Source organism: Streptomyces sp. NBC_00076 (genome assembly GCF_045041235.1).
GTDB lineage: Bacteria > Actinomycetota > Actinomycetes > Streptomycetales > Streptomycetaceae > Streptomyces.
The window spans coordinates 8792057-8812107 of sequence record NZ_CP108242.1 but is presented as its reverse complement, the minus strand read 5'-3'; the positions used below and the strand labels follow the sequence as shown (position 1 = coordinate 8812107).

General features: G+C 69.9%; 15 protein-coding genes and 1 pseudogene. 11 read left to right on the top strand and 5 right to left on the bottom strand.

Features of this window, described 5'->3' with window-relative positions:
- Positions 1-9: 9 nt before the first annotated feature.
- The 8 genes from OHA64_RS39560 to OHA64_RS39525 all read left to right on the top strand — a co-directional run bounded on the left by OHA64_RS39560 (position 10) and on the right by OHA64_RS39525 (position 7466).
- Positions 10-423, top strand: a complete 414-nt coding sequence (locus OHA64_RS39560) for a hypothetical protein (protein ID WP_405621701.1) — start codon at positions 10-12, stop codon at positions 421-423.
- Positions 424-441: 18 nt separating this feature from the next.
- On the top strand, positions 442-717 hold the full coding sequence (locus tag OHA64_RS39555) for an acyl carrier protein (RefSeq protein WP_405621699.1): 276 nt from the start codon (positions 442-444) through the stop codon (positions 715-717).
- Entirely contained in the window at positions 714-1751 is a 1038-nt protein-coding gene (locus tag OHA64_RS39550; protein ID WP_405621697.1) for an acyl-CoA synthetase, read from the top strand. The genes OHA64_RS39555 and OHA64_RS39550 overlap by 4 nt, the downstream gene beginning before the upstream one ends.
- A 78-nt stretch (positions 1752-1829) precedes the next feature.
- Positions 1830-2573 carry an SDR family NAD(P)-dependent oxidoreductase gene (locus tag OHA64_RS39545; protein WP_405624305.1) on the top strand — a complete coding sequence of 248 codons (744 nt, stop codon included), beginning with the start codon at positions 1830-1832 and terminating at the stop codon, positions 2571-2573.
- A 55-nt stretch (positions 2574-2628) separates the two neighbouring features.
- Positions 2629-3681 carry a phenazine antibiotic biosynthesis protein gene (locus tag OHA64_RS39540; RefSeq protein WP_405621695.1) on the top strand — a complete coding sequence of 351 codons (1053 nt, stop codon included), beginning with the start codon at positions 2629-2631 and terminating at the stop codon, positions 3679-3681.
- Between the two features lie 35 nt (positions 3682-3716).
- Entirely contained in the window at positions 3717-5339 is a 1623-nt protein-coding gene (gene hutH, locus OHA64_RS39535; RefSeq protein ID WP_405621693.1) for a histidine ammonia-lyase, read from the top strand.
- A gap of 51 nt (positions 5340-5390) precedes the next feature.
- Entirely contained in the window at positions 5391-5864 is a 474-nt protein-coding gene (locus OHA64_RS39530; RefSeq protein WP_405621691.1) for an allene oxide cyclase barrel-like domain-containing protein, read from the top strand.
- 204 nt (positions 5865-6068) lie between these two features.
- The gene (locus tag OHA64_RS39525; protein ID WP_405621689.1) at positions 6069-7466 is read left to right on the top strand and encodes an MFS transporter; all 1398 of its coding nucleotides are present in this window, start codon (positions 6069-6071) and stop codon (positions 7464-7466) included.
- 79 nt (positions 7467-7545) lie between these two features.
- Here the strand turns inward: OHA64_RS39525 and OHA64_RS39520 are convergent, their stop codons facing one another.
- The 4 genes and pseudogenes from OHA64_RS39520 to aroA all read right to left on the bottom strand — a co-directional run bounded on the left by OHA64_RS39520 (position 7546) and on the right by aroA (position 11367).
- Positions 7546-8016 carry a shikimate kinase gene (locus OHA64_RS39520; protein WP_405624303.1) on the bottom strand — a complete coding sequence of 157 codons (471 nt, stop codon included), beginning with the start codon at positions 8014-8016 and terminating at the stop codon, positions 7546-7548.
- A 42-nt stretch (positions 8017-8058) separates the two neighbouring features.
- Positions 8059-8877, bottom strand: a pseudogene (locus tag OHA64_RS39515) (shikimate dehydrogenase); the annotation flags it as partial.
- The gene (aroC, locus tag OHA64_RS39510) at positions 8874-10058 is read right to left on the bottom strand and encodes a chorismate synthase (protein ID WP_405621687.1); all 1185 of its coding nucleotides are present in this window, start codon (positions 10056-10058) and stop codon (positions 8874-8876) included. The gene aroC and the pseudogene OHA64_RS39515, both read right to left, overlap by 4 nt.
- Position 10059: 1 nt before the next feature.
- Entirely contained in the window at positions 10060-11367 is a 1308-nt protein-coding gene (gene aroA / locus OHA64_RS39505) for a 3-phosphoshikimate 1-carboxyvinyltransferase (protein ID WP_405621684.1), read from the bottom strand.
- A 370-nt stretch (positions 11368-11737) separates the two neighbouring features.
- On the opposite strand from aroA, the gene OHA64_RS39500 reads away from it, so the two are divergent.
- Entirely contained in the window at positions 11738-13336 is a 1599-nt protein-coding gene (locus tag OHA64_RS39500; protein WP_405621682.1) for an FAD-dependent monooxygenase, read from the top strand.
- An 88-nt stretch (positions 13337-13424) separates the two neighbouring features.
- Here OHA64_RS39500 and OHA64_RS39495 read toward each other — a convergent pair whose 3' ends face one another.
- Complete coding sequence (locus OHA64_RS39495) at positions 13425-14456, bottom strand: hypothetical protein (RefSeq protein ID WP_405621679.1); 1032 nt, start codon at positions 14454-14456, stop codon at positions 13425-13427.
- A 251-nt stretch (positions 14457-14707) separates the two neighbouring features.
- Between OHA64_RS39495 and OHA64_RS39490 the strand changes: the two genes are divergently transcribed.
- Together OHA64_RS39490 and OHA64_RS39485 are read left to right on the top strand one after the other, a co-directional pair.
- Entirely contained in the window at positions 14708-18682 is a 3975-nt protein-coding gene (locus OHA64_RS39490; RefSeq protein WP_405621677.1) for a type I polyketide synthase, read from the top strand.
- An 82-nt stretch (positions 18683-18764) separates the two neighbouring features.
- Complete coding sequence (locus OHA64_RS39485) at positions 18765-19463, top strand: TetR/AcrR family transcriptional regulator (RefSeq protein ID WP_405621675.1); 699 nt, start codon at positions 18765-18767, stop codon at positions 19461-19463.
- The last annotated feature ends 588 nt before the right edge of the window (positions 19464-20051 follow it).

Below are 20051 nucleotides of genomic sequence, written 5' to 3'. Positions count from 1 at the left end.
CACGCGATCTTGCCGACCGTCGATGTGACCAGCACCCCGATGACCCCCTCCGCGCGATTGAAGGCCGCGCTGCGCCTCACCCGGTGGATGGCCGCGCACGGTTCCGCCGCAGCGCACGTCGTGGTCTCCTTCCGGACCGCGGAACCCATGGAGTACTTCGCCGGCGGGATGCCGCTCACGACCTACGAGAACGACACGGGCCAGGACAAGCACGCCCGGTGGGCGTCCGTCGTGTGCCACATCCATCCCGACCGCGACCACGCGTACCGGGCCTCGATGGCCGAGGAGATCGGGCAGGCGCTCGGTCTCGACACGGACAGCGCCCACCTGACGGTCCGGTTCCAACCCACCCAGCCCGACCAGGTGTTCTACCTGGAGTCGGGGTCGATGACGAGCGGCGACCCGCTACCGGCCGGCCGCTGACAAAGAAAGGTTCCCCCCATGCACACCATCGACCAGACCGAGATCAGCAACCGCGTCCGGGCGGTCCTCGAGAAGCGCTTCGGCGACGCCGCCCGCGCGCTGGCCGCGGACGCGGATCTGTCGGACGCGCTGCCGGGCTTCGACAGCCTGGCGGCCCTCGAGTACGTCAACGCCGTCGAGGGCGAGTTCGGCATCGAGGTCGACTTCGTCGGCGACGACGTGCGCTACTGGTTCAGCACGCTCGGCCGGACCACGGACTACGTGCGCGAGCGCGTCGAGGACATGGCGGCATGACGGCGACCGTGGCTCGTACGCACGCGTCCCGGGACGAGGGCCGCCACGACGAGATCCGCTTCGAAACCTCCGGCAGCACGGGAGTCTCGCGACGCTGGTTCCGGCTCCCCCGCCAGATGGAGCGCGAGGTGGAGCTGATCGGCACGCAGCTGGTCGGCCCGGTCGATCGCGTCGTCAACTACGCCCCGACCCAGCACCTGTTCGGCGCGCTGTTCGGTCAGTGGCTGCCCCGCATGGCGGGCGTCCCCGTCCACCATGCGTGGGCCGACCCGTTCGCGCCCCTGCCGGTCTCCCCCGGCGAGCGGGTCCTGGCCGTCTGTATCCCGATGGCCTGGGACCTGCTGCGCCGTAGCCGGCCGGTGCTGGAACGCGCGAGCTCCGTCGTCGCCCTGCACAGCTCGGCGGCCCCGCCGCCCGCGGCTCACGAACTCGTCCGCCGATCCGCTCCGCTGCTCCGGGCGCACGAGATCCTTGGGTCGACCGAGACCGGAGGCCTCGCCCACCGGCCTCTGCACCCCGAGGGGAGCGACGCGGGTCCCTGGCAGGCCTTCCCCGACGTGTCCTTCGTACGGGACGCCGACGCACCGGCGCGAGGGCCGGAGGACCTGGTGATCCGTGGCCCGCGCCTGGCCCGCCCGGAGCGCGGGACGCGACCGCTCACCCAGTGGGCCACCGGTGACCTGGTGGAATTCACCGGACCGCGTGCTTTCCGGCTCGTCGGGCGCAGCAGCTCCCTGATCAAGGTGAACGGGGTCAAGGTCCATCTCACCAGGGTCGACGAGCAGTTGAACGCCCGTCTGCCGCAGGCGGAATGCGTCGTGCTGCCCCTGCCCGACGACTCGCTCGCCGGCGAGGGATACGTGGTCTTCTGGTCCGACCGGGGCAACGCGGTGGGCGTCGCCGACATCAGGGCAGCTCTCCGGGATTTCCCGAGTCCGTCGCAGATCGTGGAACTGGCGGACATCCCGAGGACTTCCACCGGAAAGCCGGACCGGAACGCGCTTTTCGCGGAGCTCTCGCCCGACTCCGGGTGAAATCCGCTCCGCACCTCTGAAGCAGACATCATTCGAAACAACACATCATTGGAGTGTTCGACTCTGTCCAGGTTGATCGTGGTGACCGGCGCGAGCGCCGGCATCGGCAAGGCCACAGCGAAGCGGTTCGCCGAGAACAACGACAAGGTGCTCCTGATCGCACGTCAGGAGAAGCGCCTCTCACAGGCGGTGGAGGAGATCGAGTCGAGCGTGCCGGGAGCGGACGTCGAGCCGCTCGCCCTCGACATGTCCGCCGCGGGGTCGGCAGAGGTCCTCCAGAGCCATGTCAGGGCGACGGGACTTCCCGTCAGCGGGCTGCTGTGCTGCGCGGGCGCGGTCCCGCAGTCCGAAGGCACTGACGCGCAGGACGTGAAGTCGGTCCTGACGGAATGGCAGGACGCGTACCAGGCGAACGTCACGACCTCGGTCGTCGCCGTGGAGGGCCTGCTGCCCCTCATGGCCGACGGCGGCAGCATCGTGCTCTACAGCTCCATCGCCGCCTACCGGGGCTCCGGCGGGACGGGTGGCTACGGCGCCGCGAAGGCGGCCCTCCACTCGTACGTCCACACCCTCGCTACGCGCCTGGGGTCGCGCGGCATCAGCGCCAACGCGATCGCGCCGGGATACGTCGCGGACACCGACCTCTTCGGCGGCCGCCTCCCGGCCGCGCGGGAGACCATGCTCGTCCGGCAGACCGCGCTGGGACGCGCGGGAGATCCGGTGGACGTCGCGGAGCTCGGCTTCTACCTGTGCTCACAGCCCGGTGGCTATGTCACCTCGCAGATTCTCCAGCTCAACGGCGGTTCGCACCACGGCGTCTGACGACCCGCCTCCTTCCTCCCGTCCACTCGAGAACGAGAAAGCACGGTGAACTGCCATGAACGCCCGCGAACAAGCCGACGCGCACGTCCGAGCCATGATGCGCTGGCACTTCGAACCGGCCACGGGCTCCCGGTACTGGCTGGAGCGCCGCGACCGGCTGGGTTTCGATCCGGTCGAGGACGTGCGGTGCGTCGACGACCTGCTGAGGTTTCCCAACCTGGTGGACGAGCTCCGGGACGTCCCGGTCGAGGACCTGATCCCCCGCGGCCTGGACTCGACCGAGAAGGTGTCCGCCGTCTACGAGAGCGGAGGCACCACCGGGGCTCCCAAGCGCTTCCTGATGTTCGAGAACTGGTTCGACCAGTACATGGCGTGGGAGAACTCCCACTACACCGACGACGGCCAGGGGCACACGCTGGCCGTGGCCCCCAGCGGCCCCCACATGCTCGGCGAGTACTCCCGGAGGATCGCGCAGGCCAGGGGCGGGATCCGGTTCTCCATCGACCTGGACCCCCGCTGGGTCAAGCGCCTCATCGCCGCCGGTGACACCGCCGGCGCGGGCGCCTACGTCAGCCACCTCGTCGACCAGGCCGAACTGGTCCTGCGGTCGCAGGACATCGCGTTCCTGATCACGACGCCTCCGTTGCTCGCCCAGTTGGCCGAACGGGCCTCGCTCCGCGCGCTGATTGAGGAGAAGGTGCGCCTGGTGATCTGGACCGGAGCGCACATGGACCCCGACACCCTGGACTACCTGTCCACGGAGCTCTTCCCCAAGACGCGGTTCCGCGGGTCGTACGGCAGCACCTCCGTCCTCAGTGGCACGGTCCAACGCCCCGACCCGGAGGGCACGGGCGACATGGTCTTCGACTCGTACGCCCCCTACGTCTTCTACCGCGTGGTCGACCCCTCCTCCGGCCGACCGGTCGAGTTCGGATCGGAAGGGGCCGTGGTCATGAACTACCTCACCAGGTACGGCCTCGTGCCCAACAGCCTCGAACGCGACCTGGCCACACGGGTCCCCAGCCCCACCGCGGTCGGGGACTCCCTGCGCAACGTTCGTCCGGTCGCCGAGGTGGACGGCAAGAAGCTGATCGAGGGCGTCTACTAGGGACGCTTCCCTCGGTGTGGGGAGGAGCAGTACGCATGCCGCACATGTCCACGGCCCGGCCTCTCGAACTCGACGGAACCGGCCTGTCACCCCGCGCGGTCGCCGCGGCCGCGCGGGGTGGGGCCGGCGACACCGGGGTGACGCTCGGTGCCGAGGCCGTCGAGCGGATGAGGGCCTCCGTCGGCCTCAAGAAGACGCTGCTGGCCCAGGAGATCCCCATCTACGGCGTGACCACGGGCTTCGGAGACAGCTGCGTCCGGCAGATCTCGCCGGACAAGGCGCACGAACTCCAGCGCAACCTCGTGCTCTACCACCTGAACGGCGTGGGACCGGCGGCCGTACCGACGGTGGCCCGGGCCACCATGATCATCAGGGCCAACGCGCTGGCGAAGGGTGTCTCGGCGATCCGGCCGGAGACGGTGTCGACCCTGCTGGAGTGCCTGAGCCGGGACGTTCTGCCGCTGATCCCCGAACGCGGTTCGCTGGGCGCCAGCGGTGATCTCGTACCGCTGTGCTACCTGGCCGCGGCGCTGATCGGCGAAGGGGAGGTCCTGCACCACGGCACCGTGCGTCCGGCGATCGACGCCCTGCGCGACGAGGGCATCGCGCCAGTGCGGCTCGCGCCCAAGGAGGGCATCGCGCTGATCAACGGAACCTCCTTCGCCGCCGCGTACGCGGTCCTCGCCGCCTGGGACGCGCGGGAGTTGGCCTTCGTCGCCGAACTCGCGACGGCCATGACGCTGGAGGCTCTGCACGGCAACGCCTCCGCGCTGCATCCTTTCGTCCACGCCGTCAAGCCGCACGACGGCCAGGTCCGCTCCGCCGAGGTCATCCGGACCCTGCTGGCGGGGTCGCGGCTCGCCACGTCCTTCGACGACATCCTGGTACGCCGCGAGAAGCCGGCCGGGCGGAGCTACCTCCAGCTGAAGGAGAGGATCCAGGACAAGTACTCGGTGCGCTGCGCCCCGCAGATCATCGGCATCGCCCGGGACACTCTCGAATGGGCGGAGAGCTGGCTCGACACCGAGATCAACTCCGCCACCGACAACCCCCTGTTCGACGTCGACGAGTCCGGACTCCACCTCGGCGGAAACTTCTACGCGGGCCATGTCGGACAGGCCATGGACAGCCTGAAGACCGCGGTGGCCGGCCTGGCCAACCTGATGGACCGTCAACTCGCGCTCGTTGTGGACGAGAAGTTCAACGAGGGGCTGCCGCCCAACCTGGTCGTCGCACGCCACGCGGACGATCCCCAGGCGGGGCTGCACCACGGGTTCAAGGGGATGCAGATAGCGGCCTCGGCCGTCACCGCCGAAGCCCTCAAACAGACAGGGCCGGTGTCGGTGTTCTCGCGCTCCACGGAGGCGCACAACCAGGACGTCGTCAGCATGGGCACCATCTCGGCGCGTGACGCGCGCACCGTGGGCGGCCTGGTCCGTGAAGTGGCGGCCATCCATCTGCTCGCCCTTGCCCAGGCGATCGATCTGCGAGGCGTCGAGAAGGCGTCACCGGCCATCCAGGCGGTGCACGGGCTCATCCGGGAGCACAGCGCCTTCGTGACTCACGATCGACGGCTGGATCAGGACATCGAGGCGGTGATCGGCCTCATCGAGACCGGGGCGCTGCGACGCGCCGCCGGGTTCGCCGACAACACCTGAAGAAACCGAAGCACCGCGATGGGCGTGGTGCGTGACCGAGGAGTTCCTCTCATGTCGCAGAAGAAGTTCGCCCTGTTCAGTGCTGTGGGGACCACGGTGCTGGCACTGGGAGTGTCCGCCGTGCTCACCGTTCCGGCGCAGGCCAGGTCCGAGGAGGTCATCGACCTGGCCGTGAGCAACGACGGGGTGGTGAAGACCGATGTCGGCAAGCACGGGTTGAGCGTCGGAGACGAGTTCGTCTACGCCGACAAGCTCTTCCAGGACGGCAAGCAGGTCGGTCAGGACGGCAGTTCCTGCCAGGTGACCAAGCTGGACGGCGAGAAGATCACCACCAACTGTGTCCTGTCGGTGCAACTGCCGGACGGGCAGATCACCGCGCAGTCCCTGTGGACCAAGGGCGCCGACACGGTGCGGATGGCCGTCACCGGTGGCACCGGCGCCTACCGCGGCGCCACCGGCGAACTGACGTGCAACGACATCCAGACCCCGCACGAGACCTACCGCATCACTCTGGACAGGCCCTAGACCCCTTCGACGGCTCGGTCTGCTTGAGGCCGCGCGCGCCGGGCACGCTGGCTCCATCCCCGTTTTCCGTATCCGAAGTCCATGTGTGTCGCCCAGAGCCGATCCATGACCGCACCCACAACTGATTCCACGACCGATCCGTGCGACCGATTTCAGGTCCGATTCCAGGTCCCGACAGGCATGACCAGTAAGGAGCATTTCCCGATGAGCGTGAAGCAGTCCGGGACAGGCGCGGAAACCAAGGAGGGCGCGAGTATACGGGGGGAGCCGGGGCAGTCGGGCTCGGCCACCGCGGCTCTGGTCGCCGCCGTCCTCGGCTTCTTCGTGATCACACTCGACGTCTCCGGTGTCAATGTGGCGCTGCCCGCCGTGGGGCACGACATCGGCGGCTCGTTGTCCGGGCTCCAGTGGGTCGCTGACAGCTACACCCTGATGTTCGCGGCGCTGATGCTCTCCGCCGGCGCGTTCTCGGACGCGGTCGGCGCGCGGCGCGCGTACGGCTGGGGGATCGTTGTCTTCACCCTCGCCTCGCTGGCCTGCGCGGTGGCGCCGACGCTCGGCGCGCTGACGGCGGCGCGAGTGGTGCAGGGGAGCGCGGCAGCGATGATGGTGCCCACCTCGCTGGCGCTGATCCGGCAGGCGTTCCCCGATCCGGACGCGCGGGCCCGCGGCATCGCCCTGTGGACGGTCGGTGGCGCGGTGGCCATCGCCGCGGGGCCTGTCCTGGGTGGGCTGCTCACCACGGAGTGGAGCTGGCGTGCCGTGTTCTGGCTCAACGTGCCTGCCGGGCTTGCCGGTTTGCTGACCCTGATGCGAGCGGCACGCTCCCCGCGCCTCCAGGTCAAGTTCGACCTGCCGGGACAGGTGACGGCGGTCGTGGCGCTGGCCGCGCTGACCTTCGCCGTGATCGAGGGCGGGCACCACGGGCTCACCCCGACGGTGCTGGCCGCGTCCGGGGCCGCGGTGGTGGCCGGGGCCGGTTTCGTGGCCGTCGAGGCGCGGCGGCGCGCGCCGATGCTGCCGCTGGAGCTGTTCCGGCAGCGCGGGGTCAGCGTGCCGGTCGTCGCGGGTTTCGCCTGCAACGCCGGCTTCTACGGCGGTGTGTTCGTGCTGAGCCTCTTCTTCCAGGAGCAGCGGGGGCAGTCGGCGTTCTCCGCCGGGCTGATGTTCGTGCCGATGGCGGTGGTCACCGCCTTCTTCAACTACTTCTCGCCGCGGGCGGTCTCCCACTACGGCCCGCGGAAGGTGGTCGTCACAGGGCTGCTGATCACCGCGGCGGGCAGTGGCGGGCTGGCCGCCGTAGATACCGGCACACCCCCGTGGGTGACTGCCCTGCTGATGATTCCGCTGGGCATCGGCGGCGCCCTCGCCATGCCGGCGCTGACCTCCCTGATGCTCGACAGTGTCGCCGCCGAACGCGCCGGCACGGCGGCCGCTCTGCTCAACACCAGCCGCCAGACGGGCGGAGCGCTCAGCATCGCCGTCTTCGGGGCGCTCCTCGCGGGCGACTTCGCGCCGGGGATGCGGGAGAGCCTGCTGCTCGGCGCCGGCCTGCTGGTGGCCAACGCGCTGGGCGCGGCGACCCTGCTGCCGCGACGCTGAGGACGGCGTCGGGCGTGCCAGGCACCGGCCTGGCACGCCCGACGCGTGCGCGGGGTTCTTCGGCTGTTGCGGTCTTCGGCTACTCCAGTGAGTCGAGGACGGCTTGGGTGACCTCCTCGGTGCTGCGGCCGTCCGTGGCCACGACCACTCGGGCGACCTCGGCGTAGAGATGCCGCCGCGCCTCCATCAATTCCTCCCACCGCTCACGCGCGTTGACGGCCAGCAGGGGCCGCGCCGTGTTCAACCCTGCCCGCCGAACCGCCTCGTCGGCGTCCATCGAGAGCTGTACGACGCTGAGGCCGGCCAGCGCGGCGCGCGTGTCAGCGTCCAGGATCGCGCCGCCGCCCAGCGCCAGGACACCGTTGTGCTCGGCCAGTGCCCGCCGCACCGCCCGCTTCTCGATCGCGCGGAAGCCCGGCTCGCCCTCGTCGGCGAAGATCTCCGCGATGGTCCGCCCCTGTTCACGCACGATGTCGTCGTCGGTGTCCCGGTAGCCGACCCCGAGTCGCTCCGCCAGCAGCTGCCCGACCGTGGACTTGCCCACGCCCATGGGCCCGACCAGGACGGCCTTCGGACGCATCGCTCCGAGACCGAGCGTGGCCCGACCGGCCCTCCGCATCGCGTCCAGCGGAGCCCGGACACGGCCGGTCATCCGCTCCACCTGCAGCACCGCCTGGTGGACCAGCAGGTCGAGTCCGCTGACCACGGCCCCGCCGAGCGCGGACCAACGCGCCCCGAGCGCGGTCGGCCAGGGGTCGTAGAGCACGTCGAAAAGCGTGCCGGGCGCCTGCGGCACCGCTGAGGCGAGGGCGTCCGTCACCCCCGCCGGCGTGGTCGACACCACCAGTGGCGCGCACAGTCCCCGCGCCGCGTCCGCCCAGTCCGCCGTACGGACGTCGACACCGAGCCGCTCACCCCACTCCCGCATCTCGTCCGCACGACGCGCACTGCGCACATACGCCACGACCTCGCCGGCGCAGATCCCGGCCAGGGCGGCCAGCGCGGACGAAGCGGTGGCTCCGCCGCCGAGGATCGTGGCCGAGCCGACCCGTTCGACACCGCGTTCCCGCAGTGCGGCGACCATCCCGGGGATGTCCGTGTTGTCGCCCAGGCGCTCACCGTCCTCGGTGAACACCACGGTGTTGACCGCCTCGACGGAACGCGCCGTCGCGCTGAGCCCGTCGAGCAGCGGGATCACCGCGCGCTTCAGGGGCATGGTCAGCGACAGTCCCGCCCACTGCGGCCCGAGCGTGTCGAAGAAGCCGGGGAGATCTGTCTCGTCCACGTCGAACCGGTCGTACGACCAGTGGGTGAGCCCCAGCTCCGCGTAGGCGGCACGGTGCAGCACCGGCGACAGCGAGTGAGCGACGGGCGAGCCCAGCACGGCTGCCCGACGGCCGTGCCCGCTCATCGGATCACGGGGTTGTCGAGGTAGGACCGCACGTTGCGACGCGTCTCGGGCACCGAGTCGCCGCCGAACTTCTCCGCCACCGCGTCCGCCAGGACGAGCGCCACCATCGCCTCGGCGACGATGCCGGCCGCCGGAACCGCGGACACATCCGAGCGCTGATGGTGTGCGGCCGCCGCCTCACCGGTGGTCACGTCCACGGTCTTCAGGGCATGCGGCACGGTCGCGATCGGCTTCATCGCGGCCCGCACCCGCAGCAGCTCACCGGTGGACAGCCCGCCCTCGGTGCCGCCGGAACGGCCAGAGGTACGCCGGATCCCCTCGTCAGTGTTGACGATCTCGTCGTGTGCCTTGGAGCCCGGCACCCGCGCCAGTTCGAAGCCGTCACCGATCTCCACCCCCTTGATCGCCTGAATGCCCATCAGGGCACCCGCGAGCCGGGCGTCCAGCTTGCGGTCCCCGTGCACATGCGAACCGAGGCCGACAGGGACGTCGTGGGCGAGCACCTCGACCACGCCGCCGAGGGTGTCGCCGTCCTTGTGGGCCTGGTCGATCTCCGCGACCATCGCCTTCGACGCATCCGCGTCCAGGCACCGCACCGGATCGGCGTCCAGCCTCTCCACATCGGACGGCTCGGGGTAGACACCGTAGGGCGCCTTCGCCGCAGCCAGCTCCACGACGTGCGAGACGATCTCGATCCCGGCCGTCTCCTTCAGATACGACCGGGCCACCGCGCCCAGCGCCACCCGGGCCGCCGTCTCCCGCGCGGAAGCGCGCTCCAGGATCGGCCGGGCCTCGTCGAAGCCGTACTTCTGCATACCGGCCAGGTCGGCATGGCCGGGCCGAGGGCGGGTCAGCGGGGCGTTGCGGGCCAGGCCCGCCAGGATCTCGGGGTCGACGGGGTCGGCCGCCATCACCTGCTCCCACTTCGGCCACTCGGTGTTGCCCACCATCACCGCGACCGGGGAACCCAGGGTGAGGCCGTGCCGCACACCGCCGATGAACGTGACCTCGTCACGCTCGAACTTCATCCGCGCACCACGGCCATAACCGAGCCGACGCCGGGCCAGGTGGTCCGCCACCATCTCCGTGGTGATCGGCACGCCGGCGGGAAGACCCTCCAGCGTCGCCACGAGTGCGGGGCCATGGGACTCCCCCGCGGTCAGCCAGCGCAACCTGCTCATGTCAGAGGTGCTCCTTCGTCATGTCGGCCGCGCCGACGGGGACTTCGTAATGGGCGAACAGCCGCCGCATCTCGTTGTGGAATCCCGGGAACGTCTTGGCGACACAGTGCGGATCGTCCAGGGTGATCACCCCGGGAACGGCGAGTCCAAGGACTGAGAACGCCATGGCGATCCGGTGGTCCCGTCGGCAGGAGACGCGTACGGGGCGGAGAGGACCTGGGTGGATGGTGACCCGGTCGGCACCTTCCTGCGTCCGAACTCCGCATGCCGTGAGGTTGGCCACGACGGCCGCGATCCGGTCGGATTCCTTGAGCCGCGCGTGGCCGATTCCACGGATGGTGATGGGGGCGTCCGCCAGCGGGGCGATGGCGGCGAGGGTCATGAACGTGTCCGAGATCTCGCCCATGTCGACGGTGAATCCGCCGCGAAGGCCACCGCTCCCGGTCACCGTGGTCGCGGCCCGGCCCACGTTCACGTGGGCACCGGCCCGCTCCAGAACGTCGACGAATCGCAGGTCGCCCTGCAGGCTGTCGGTGTTCAGGCCCGGCACCGTCACGGACTGCCCGGTCACAGCGGCGGCGGCGAAGAAGTACGAGGCGGTCGACGCGTCCGGTTCGATCGCCACGTCGATGGCGGCGTACGAACCCGGTTCGACCATGAAGCCACCGTCACCCCGCGCATGGACCCGTGCGCCGAAGCGGCTCATGAGGGTCAACGTCATGTCGATGTAGGGCTGGCTGACCAACTGCGCTGCCCGTACCACCAGTCCGCGTCGCATCAGGGGCGCCGCCATCAGCAGCCCGCTGAGGTACTGGCTGCTCATCGACGAGTCCACCGCGACCTCGCCACCGTCCAGACCACCGGCCTCGATCACCAAGGGCAGACCGCCGCCCGGACCGGCGCTCGCCTTGGCCCCGATCCGCGACAGCGCGTCGAGCAACGGCCCTTGCGGGCGTGCTCGCAACTGCGCGGAGCCGTCGAGGAGAAAGGTGCCCTGCCCGGTGGCGGCGAAGGGAGGAAGGAACCGCCCCGCGGTGCCCGCATCCGCACACCACAGCCGGGCCGGGCCGACAGGCCCCCGGCCGACTCCGGACACGTCCCAGTAGGCGTCCAGCGGTCCGCTGTCCACCTGAGCGCCCAGTCCCTCCACTGCCGCCCGGAACGCGACGGTGTCGTCACTGGCCAACGGGGCCCCCAGGCGGCTGACACCGGTGGCGGCGGTGGCCAGCAGAAGAGCTCTGTTGGTCAGGCTTTTCGAGCCCGGTATCCGGGCGATCGAATCGGGGGTGTGCGAGGCATACGAGAGCACGCGTGTATTCCTTCCCACGGCAGATGTGAATGTGGCGCCCGGATTCCTGGCCGGAGACGCCGCGGAATCAGACAAATGGGAGACGACTTACGCCGGGATAATCCTCGGGACGTAGCGCTGCGATACTAACGCGCACTGCCCCGGGTTTCGACTGTGCAACAAGCTGCACCACAGCTTTCTGCACTCCGACGTGGTGGCCGACTGCCCATCCGGAACGGCAGTCTGGCATTGACGGATTTCCGCAGCACGCTGGGCACAGTCGTGCAAGAACATGCCTGACAACTTGCTGCACAACCGCGGCGAGAAAAGGCTCCATATCCGACGCTCTTCCGACCCGGCTCTGAAAACAGCAGTAACGGAGGCACATTCCATGTCAGTCCAGCGAGTTCCCGTACTCGTCGTCGGTGGCGCCTACACGGGACTAACCACCGCGTTGGGCCTTGCCGCACGCGGCGTGCGCCCGCTTCTGGTGGAGCGGCGACCGAGCCCCGGCACGCTGCCGAAGGCATGGGGGTTGAACGCCCGTTCTCAGGAACTGCTCAACACACTGCCCGGCGTGGCCCGGCGACTGCGCAGCGCCATGGGGGAGGCACAGTGGCCCCGCATGAGCCACGGCACCTCCCTCACCGACCCGGAGCGACGCTTCCTCGACCCGGAGGCCGGGCAGCCCGACCCGCAGGAGCTGTCGTCGGTGCCGCCGCTGGCCTGGGTGTCGCAGGCCCAGGTCGAGGAGATCCTCCGGGTCAGCGCCGAGGAGGCCGGCGCGGACCTGCGCCCCGGCACCGAACTGGTCTCCCTCACCCAGGACGAGGAGAAGGTCACCGCGACCCTTCGTGAGGCGGCCACGGGCCGCGAGTACGTGGTCGAGGCGGACTACTTGGTCGCCGCCGACGGAAACACGAGCCAGATCCGCGACATGCTCGGCATCCCCGTCGAAGGCGGCGGAACCATCGGCCACATGTACATCATCACCTTCGAGGCCGACCTGACCCGGTACGTGAAGAAGGGGTCGGTCGAGGTCATCGGAATGCCGGGCAGCGGATCCAGCTTCATCCTGGACGGCTCGGAGCGGCACACCCTGTGGGTCGACTACTTCCCCGAGCGGGGTGAGACGCCGGAGGACTTCACCGAGGAGCGTTGCCTGGAGCGGATCCGCCGCGCCGTTGGCGACCCCGAGATCGACGTCACCTTCGTCAACGCCCGCTTCTTCCCCATCAACCACAAACTGTCGGAGCGGTTCCGCGAGGGCCGCGCCTTCCTGGCCGGAGACTCCGCGCATGCCTGCCCACCCAACGGAGGTCAGGGCGGCAACCTCGCCATCCAAGACGCCTACGACCTGTCCTGGCGGCTGTCCCTGGTTCTCACCGGGCAGGCCGGCCCCGACCTGCTGGACACGTACGAGATGGAGCGCCGCCCCATCGTCAACATCACTCTCGAGCGCGAACTCGAGTTGGCGAAGATCTCCGAAGGCCGGGTCCCCGCCAGCTACAACCCCGCCGATCCCGACGCCCCCATCCCCATGCCCAAGGAATTCCTGGGCTCCCGGTACCACTCCCCCGCGGTCCGCATCGAGGCCGACGACGACGGCAGCCTCCAGGAGGATCCGTGGAACCCCACCGGCCGCCCGGGGGGACGGGCCCCGCACGTCGTCCTCTCCGACGGCCTGCGTGAGTTCTCCACGCATGACCTGCTCGGTCGCGGTTTCGTGTTCCTGGCGGGGCACGAGGCCACCGAGTGGGTCGCCGCCGCCGAAAAGGTCGCCCGAGATCTCGGAGTCACCCTGGCCGCGTACCGGCTGGGGGACCGCTTCGTCGACAGCGCCCACACCTGGTGCGACCGTTACGGCGTCGAACCGACCGGCGCCACACTGATACGCCCCGACGCCGTCGTGGCCTGGCGCGCCAAGAAGGCCGTCGACGATCCTGAGGGTGAACTGACGGCAGCCCTGAGCGCGGTCCTCGCACGCTGATCCGAGCGTACGGAGGAGAGGCAAGTGGGCGGCGACTCCATCGAGTCGCCGCCACGGCACCGGCGGCGCGGAAGGATCCGCCGTTCCCTCAGGCCACGTTGTGATCCGCCGCCTTCTCGCGGCCTGGCGCGAGCATGTGGTCACGAACCATCCACCCGGCCTGGAACCGGCTCTGCGCGCCCAGGTCACCGAACATCTCGGCGATGTACTTCCGGCACGTCCGCACACCGATGCCCAAGCGCCTGGCCACCACTTCGTCCTTGTAGCCGGCGGCGAGCAGTTGAACGATCGCAGTCTTCGTCTCCTGGGTCAGCGACTCCGGGAGCCGGTTGCTGCCGCCCGTCCTCTGGAAGACCACACTCGTCGCCCAGGCGCTCACCACCATGTGCACGATGAACTCCACCAGGGCTCCATGCCTCACCATGTGCGCCTTGTCCGTGTCCTCGCCGTCCAGCAGGAACGCCACGGAGCGGTCGAAGACGATCAGCGGCGGCAAGGACGCGGCGGTTGTCCGGACCTCACCTCCCGACGTCGAGATGCGTTCGGCACACTCGCGCACGTCCGCGTCGTAGCGGGACAGATGCGGGAGCAACACCCGCACCTCGACCGCCGACGTCAGTACTCCGGAGTCCTCGCAGACCACATCGCGGGCGAGGGCCGGTGCTCCCCGCCCCAAGGGCTGTACGGCGAACACCTCCTCGGCACACCGTGCCGCGCAGCCCTCGAGCACCTCGCGGAGGTCGGAGACACCCTCGATGGTGACCACAGGGCTGAGCCCTCCGGCCTCCGTGTCGTCGGCGCAGAGGTTGGACAGCGCGTTGAGCTGCTCGCGGATCCCGTCCAGTTGAGCCTGCCACGCGTCGATGGCGCCCGAGAGGGGCTTGGCGTACTGGAGCTTGGCCGTTTCCGGGTGGACCGCGACCCAGTCGCTACGGCCCTCCGCCTCGGATCGCGCCAGCTTCATCTTCCCCAGACTGGACAGCACACGCTCCGCCCGGCCCGCGCCCCACCCAAGACTGCTCGCTAGTCTCTCGAGCTTGGCTCCGCCGGACGCGACGAGGAACTGATAGGCCGCCAGTTCCTCGTCGCCCATCAGCTGAACGATCTGGGCGATATCCACAGCCTTCCCCTTACCCACTTCGGAAACTGGGGGTCAAGAATAAACACGAGCGTACTTATGAACGCAAGTCTAAGTTTTTTTCGAGGAGCATAGCTCCTCAAATATGAATAAAACGGGCGCCTATGACTGCGTCACTCCCAGTCCTCGTGGAGAGCATGCGAACACTCCAGGCGAATAATGGTCGCGAGTGTATTTTTGTATCGCGACCGATCGATCATCTGAATCGACCTTGACTGAGCCTGGAGACGCCCATGAGTACCGACCTGTCGAGCCCGACACCCCTCGCGATCGTCGGCATGGGGTGCCGCTTCCCGGGGACCGAGAGTGTCGACGAGCTGTGGGACGCTCTCGTGACCAACACCGACACCGTGACCCCGGTCCCACGGGAGCGCTTCGACGTCGGCGAATGCCACGACGTCACTCCTATGACCCCCGGCCGAACCGTGTCCCGGCACGGCGGCTTCCTCACCGACCCCTTCGGTTTCGACGCGGCCTTCTTCGGCGTCTCGCCCGTGGAGGCACTCGCCATGGATCCGCAGCAGCGGCTCCTGCTGCACGTCGTATGGGAAGCCCTGGAGTCGGCCGGGATACCCCCCTCCCGGATCGCGGGCAGCCGGGGCGGTGTGTTTGTCGGGCAGGCGACAGCCGAACACGCGGAGACCGACCCCCGGGCCGACGAGCCGGATGTGCGCGGCATGGTGGGCGGCCGTCTGCGCGCCGTCACAGCCGGCCGCATCTCCTACGCCTTCGACTTACGCGGGCCGAGCGTGGTTCTGGACACCGCGTGCTCCTCGTCGCTGGTCGCCGTGCACGCCGCACGGCAGAGTCTGCTCACCGGCGAGAGCGACCTGTGCATCGCCGCGGGCGTCAACGTCATCCTGTCCCCGCACGACGCCATCGCCTATTCCCAGGGAGACATGCTCTCCCCCGGCGGCCGCTGCCGGTTCGGCGACGCCCGCGCCGACGGGTTCGTGCGCAGCGAGGGCGTGGGCGTGGTGGTGCTCAAACGCCTGGATGACGCGCTCCGGGACGGCGACCCCGTCTGTGCGGTCCTGCTCGGCAGCGCGGTCACCAACGACGGTGCGGCCAGCGGGTTGTTGATCCGTCCCTCCGCTCAGGGCCAGGCCGACATGGTGCGCGAGGCATGCAACAGTGCCGGCGTCGATCCCTCGGAACTCGATTACGTCGAGGCGCACGGCACCGGAACGAACGTCGGGGACGGCGTGGAGCTCCAGGCACTCGCCGAGGCGGCCGGGCCGGGCCGGCCGGCGGGCCGGCCGTTGCTGACCGGATCGGTCAAGACCAACCTCGGTCACGCCGAGGCCTCGGCCGGCGTCGCCGGACTGATCAAGACGGCGCTGATCCTGCGGCACGGCGTCATTCCCGCGTCGCTGCATCTCGACGAGCCGCACACCTTGCTCACGCAGGACGACTTCCCGGTTCGTGTGGTCACCCGCAACCGGCCCTTGGACGCGGCCGGTTCCCGCGCCCTGCTCGGCGTGAGCTCCTTCGGCCTGTCCGGGACCAACGCCCATGCCGTCGTCGGTGCCCACGTCCCCGAGTCCACGCCCGACACCCCGGGCCGCGCCACGGACACCGGGCCCCATCTGCTGGTGCTCAGCGCGCGCACACCCGGCTCCCTCCGTCGCCTGGCCGAGCGTTACGCGGACCACCTCGGCCCGTCCGGGGCCGGGCGCCATCACCGGCTCGGCGACCTCTGCTCCGCCGTGGCCACCGGGCGCGACGCCCATCCGCACCGGCTGTGGGTCGTGGGCGACGACCACGACTCCCTGTCGCGGCGGTTGCGCGCCCTCGCCGCCGGCGAGACCCTCCCCGACGGAGGGACGGGGGAGGCAGGTCTGTCGGGTGACAAGGACCTTGTGTTCGTCTTCTCGGGGCAGGGCTCGCAGTGGGCCGGCATGAGCCGGGGCCTGTACCGCTCCTCGCCCGCCTTCCGGACCGCACTGGACGCCTGTGACCGGGCCGTGCGCAGGGAACTCGGCTGGTCGATCGTGGAACGGCTGACGTCCGGCGACGAGTTCCCCACTGACGTGAGCGTCGTCCAACCCGCCCTGTGGGCCGTACAGGTGGCGCTCGCCGCCGCCTGGCGCGACCGTGGCGTGGAGCCCAGTCGGTGCATGGGCCACAGCATGGGGGAGGTCGCCGCCGCCCATGTCTGCGGCGCTCTTTCGCTCGACGACGCGGCCGCCGTGATCTGCCGGCGCAGCCGGCTGATGCAGCGTACGGCGGGACAGGGCGCCATGCTCGCCGTCGAGCTGTCGGCCGCCCGGGCGCGGCAGTACACCGAGGCCTACGGGGAAGCGGTGTGCGTGGCGGTCGAGAACGCCCCGACGACGACCGTCCTCGCGGGCGACCCCGCGCCCCTTGCCGCCCTCCGGGCCGAACTGGAGGAGAGCGGCGTCCTGTGCCGCCCGGTGAAGGTGAACGTGGCCTCGCACTCGCCGCAGATGGACTCCCTGCGCGACGACCTGGTGAAGGAACTGCACGGCCTCTCCCCCGTGTCCGGCGCGGCGGACATGGTCTCCACCGTGTACGGCTGCGAGGTCGAGGGCGCCGAGCTGACGGCTGAGTACTGGATCGACAACCTGCGCCGCCCCGTACGGTTCGCCGACACCGTTCGGAAGGTGGGCCACGAGACGCAGAGCGTCTTTCTCGAGGTCAGCCCCCATCCGGTCCTCGTCGCCGCCATGGAGGACACGCTGGGCGGCGATCACATCGACGCCTCCTCGGTGGCCTCGCTGCACCGCGCGTGCGACGAGCCCGCCGCACTGGCCCGGGCGGCCGGCCGGCTGTTCGCCCAGGGCGGGCGGGTGGACTGGCGGCGATGGTACGGCGGCGGCCCACGGCACCTGCCGTCGCTACCCACGTACGCCTGGGACGCGGTGCCGTACCGACGCGAGACGGCCGACCCGGTGACCGCACGCCGGTCCGGCGCTTCCCGGTTCCGGCGGATCGACCTCTCGTCCTGGGCCGCGACCGCCGACTGGGGTGACGGCGTGGCGCTCCACGGGGTCGCGCCCGTGCCGCCCGTCGTGTATCTCGAGGCGATGCTGGACACGGCGCGGGAGACCGGTCGCGGCACATCGTTCGAACTACGGGACGTGCGGCTGGGCGACGCCCACGTACCCGTCGACGCGGCGGGGGGCACGACCCTCCGGGTGGCCCTGGAAGGGTCCCCGGACCACGCCCGCGAGGTGACGGTGCGAGCCTCCGTCCCAGGTGTCCCCGACCCCGTCCTCTGTGCTTCCGGCCGGGTCGTCGTCGCGGACACCGACGATGCCGCCCCCGTGGCCTCGGACGCCCTCGACACCGCTCTCGCACGGTGCCGGGACTATCTGGGCGGACAGGACTTCACATCCTTCGCGCGGCGTCAGGGGTACGACATCGCCGAGCCGTTCCGGGCCGTGGAGCACCTGTGGCGACGCGACGGCGAGGCCGTGGCCCTCGTACGGCCGACGAGGACCCTGCCACGCGTCGGCTGGGAGACGGGCCTGCTGCCACTTCTGGCGGCCCGAACAGGAGCCACGTCCGGCGGCGAGGACGCAGGCTGCGTTCCCGTGTCCTTCGACTCGGTCCGGTTCTACGCGGAGCTGGAGCCTGAGTTCTGGAGTGTGAGCACCGTACGACCCGGGAACGGTGGGGCCTCACTGGTGACCGATGTTCTCCTGATCTCACCGGACCGTCGCGTCCTGGCGCGCTTCTCCGGAATCCACCTGCGGCGCCTCGCGCGGACGTCCCCGGCGAACACGCCGCTGGCACACGTCTCCGCGCTCGTCTCGGCGGTCTCCGAGCAGTGCGCGGCGCCGCTCACCGGCCTGGTCAGAAAGGTGGCGGAGCCCTTCGGCATCGGCTTCCTCACCGGCCTCCTGCGCCCCGCCGCATCGCCTCCTGCTGCGCGGACCACACTTCAGCGGGCTGCCCCCGACGATTCCGGGGCCCCGTCCCACCCCCGCTCCGGCGGTGCCGCGGAGGCCCTCCTCGAGTACTCCGCGGCGCTGCTGGGCATGCCGGCGTCGGACATCGACGAGCGGCGGTCGTTGCGCGAACTCGGTCTCGACTCGCTCATGGCCTCCAAGCTCCGGCAGCGCCTGCACCGCAGCCACGGCACAGAGATCACCGCCGGCCGGCTCTTGGGTGCGGAGAGCATCGCCGTCCTGTGCGAGGGCCTCGCACAGCACGACGCACGGGCAGACACGGGGCCATAGCTGGGGCAGCATTCAAACTTGCACCGTGGTATAAAAAATCCACCGTCCATATGGCGAACTCATCACGAACAGGAGGGACGGAATGGACTCGGACGCGACAACGACGCCGCCGCCGGTCGGCCGTAGGGAACGCAACAAGCAACGGGTCAGAGAACGTCTCTACCTGGCCGCAGTCGAGCTCATCGTAGAGAAGGGATACGACCAGACATCCATCGACGAGATCGCGGAGCGGGCCGATGTGGCACGTGGCACCTTCTTCAACTACTTCCAGCGCAAGGAAGACATCATCGGCGCATGGGGAGAAAGGAGGCGCGCCGCGCTCGTGACGGGCCTGGAAGACAGCAGCACCTTCACGCCCAGCTCGATCGCCCGGCTTCAGCAGTGCATGGCGGTCCTCATTCGCATCAACCAGGAGGAACCGCGACTCACCACCGCCATGCTCACCGCCTGGGTGAAGGCGGGCCGGCCGATCCTCGAGGAGCCGTATGTCGCGGAGGTGTTCGCCAAGATCGTCGTCAGTGGGATGGACCAGGGAGAGCTGAACCCTGGCATGTCACCCATCGGCGTCGGCAACGTTCTGCGTGACGTCTACCTCGGAGCCCTCTACCGATGGGCCAGCCGGCCGTCGGACACGACCGGGTCACTGACGGAAGAGCTGCAGCAGATCCTGCACCTTCTCCTCGACGGCATGGCCGCGACGAAGACGACGCACGCGTCACACCGACGTCCTACCGGACCGGCATTCCACCCGGGGCCCGAGCCCAGGTTTGATCACGACTGAAGACAGTCCCCGCCGCACGGTAATCCCCACCGCCCCATAGGGGCCGGGATGGTCTTGGAGCGTTTGCCGTTAGGGGAGTTGCCGATGTCCCCGTCGGCCGGATCGCGCTTGCCACAGCCGAGGTGATCGGAGGTCGACGCCCTCGAGAGCGGACTCCGGCAGCCGCTTGGTCAGCTGCCGCGGCAGTCCGCCCTCGCCGGTCGAGCGCAGGCCCTTGCCCTGGGCCCGGCCCGTCGGCCTGCCCGAAGCGGCGGAGACGGTCCGGCCGAAGCCGATCGTGCAGAAGTGTGTGGGGCACCACCTGCTGCGATCGCCTTCCGCTGTGCGGCCGCCAGGACCGGGACAGGATCGCGGGGCTCCTCAAGCCCGTTCACACCGCGCCGACCGGCGAGGCCTCCCTGGACCGGCTGGCCGAGTTCGCCGTCGCGTGGGCCGGAGGTATCCGGCGATCACTCCGTTCCCGCGGTTCGACACCGAAATCCGCCGCCTCGTCCGCACGACGAATGCGATCGAGTCGGTCAACGCTCGCATCTCACCGCTTTTTTTGACGGACCCGGTCCTGCGCGAACCCTTGCTGCCCCAACTTCC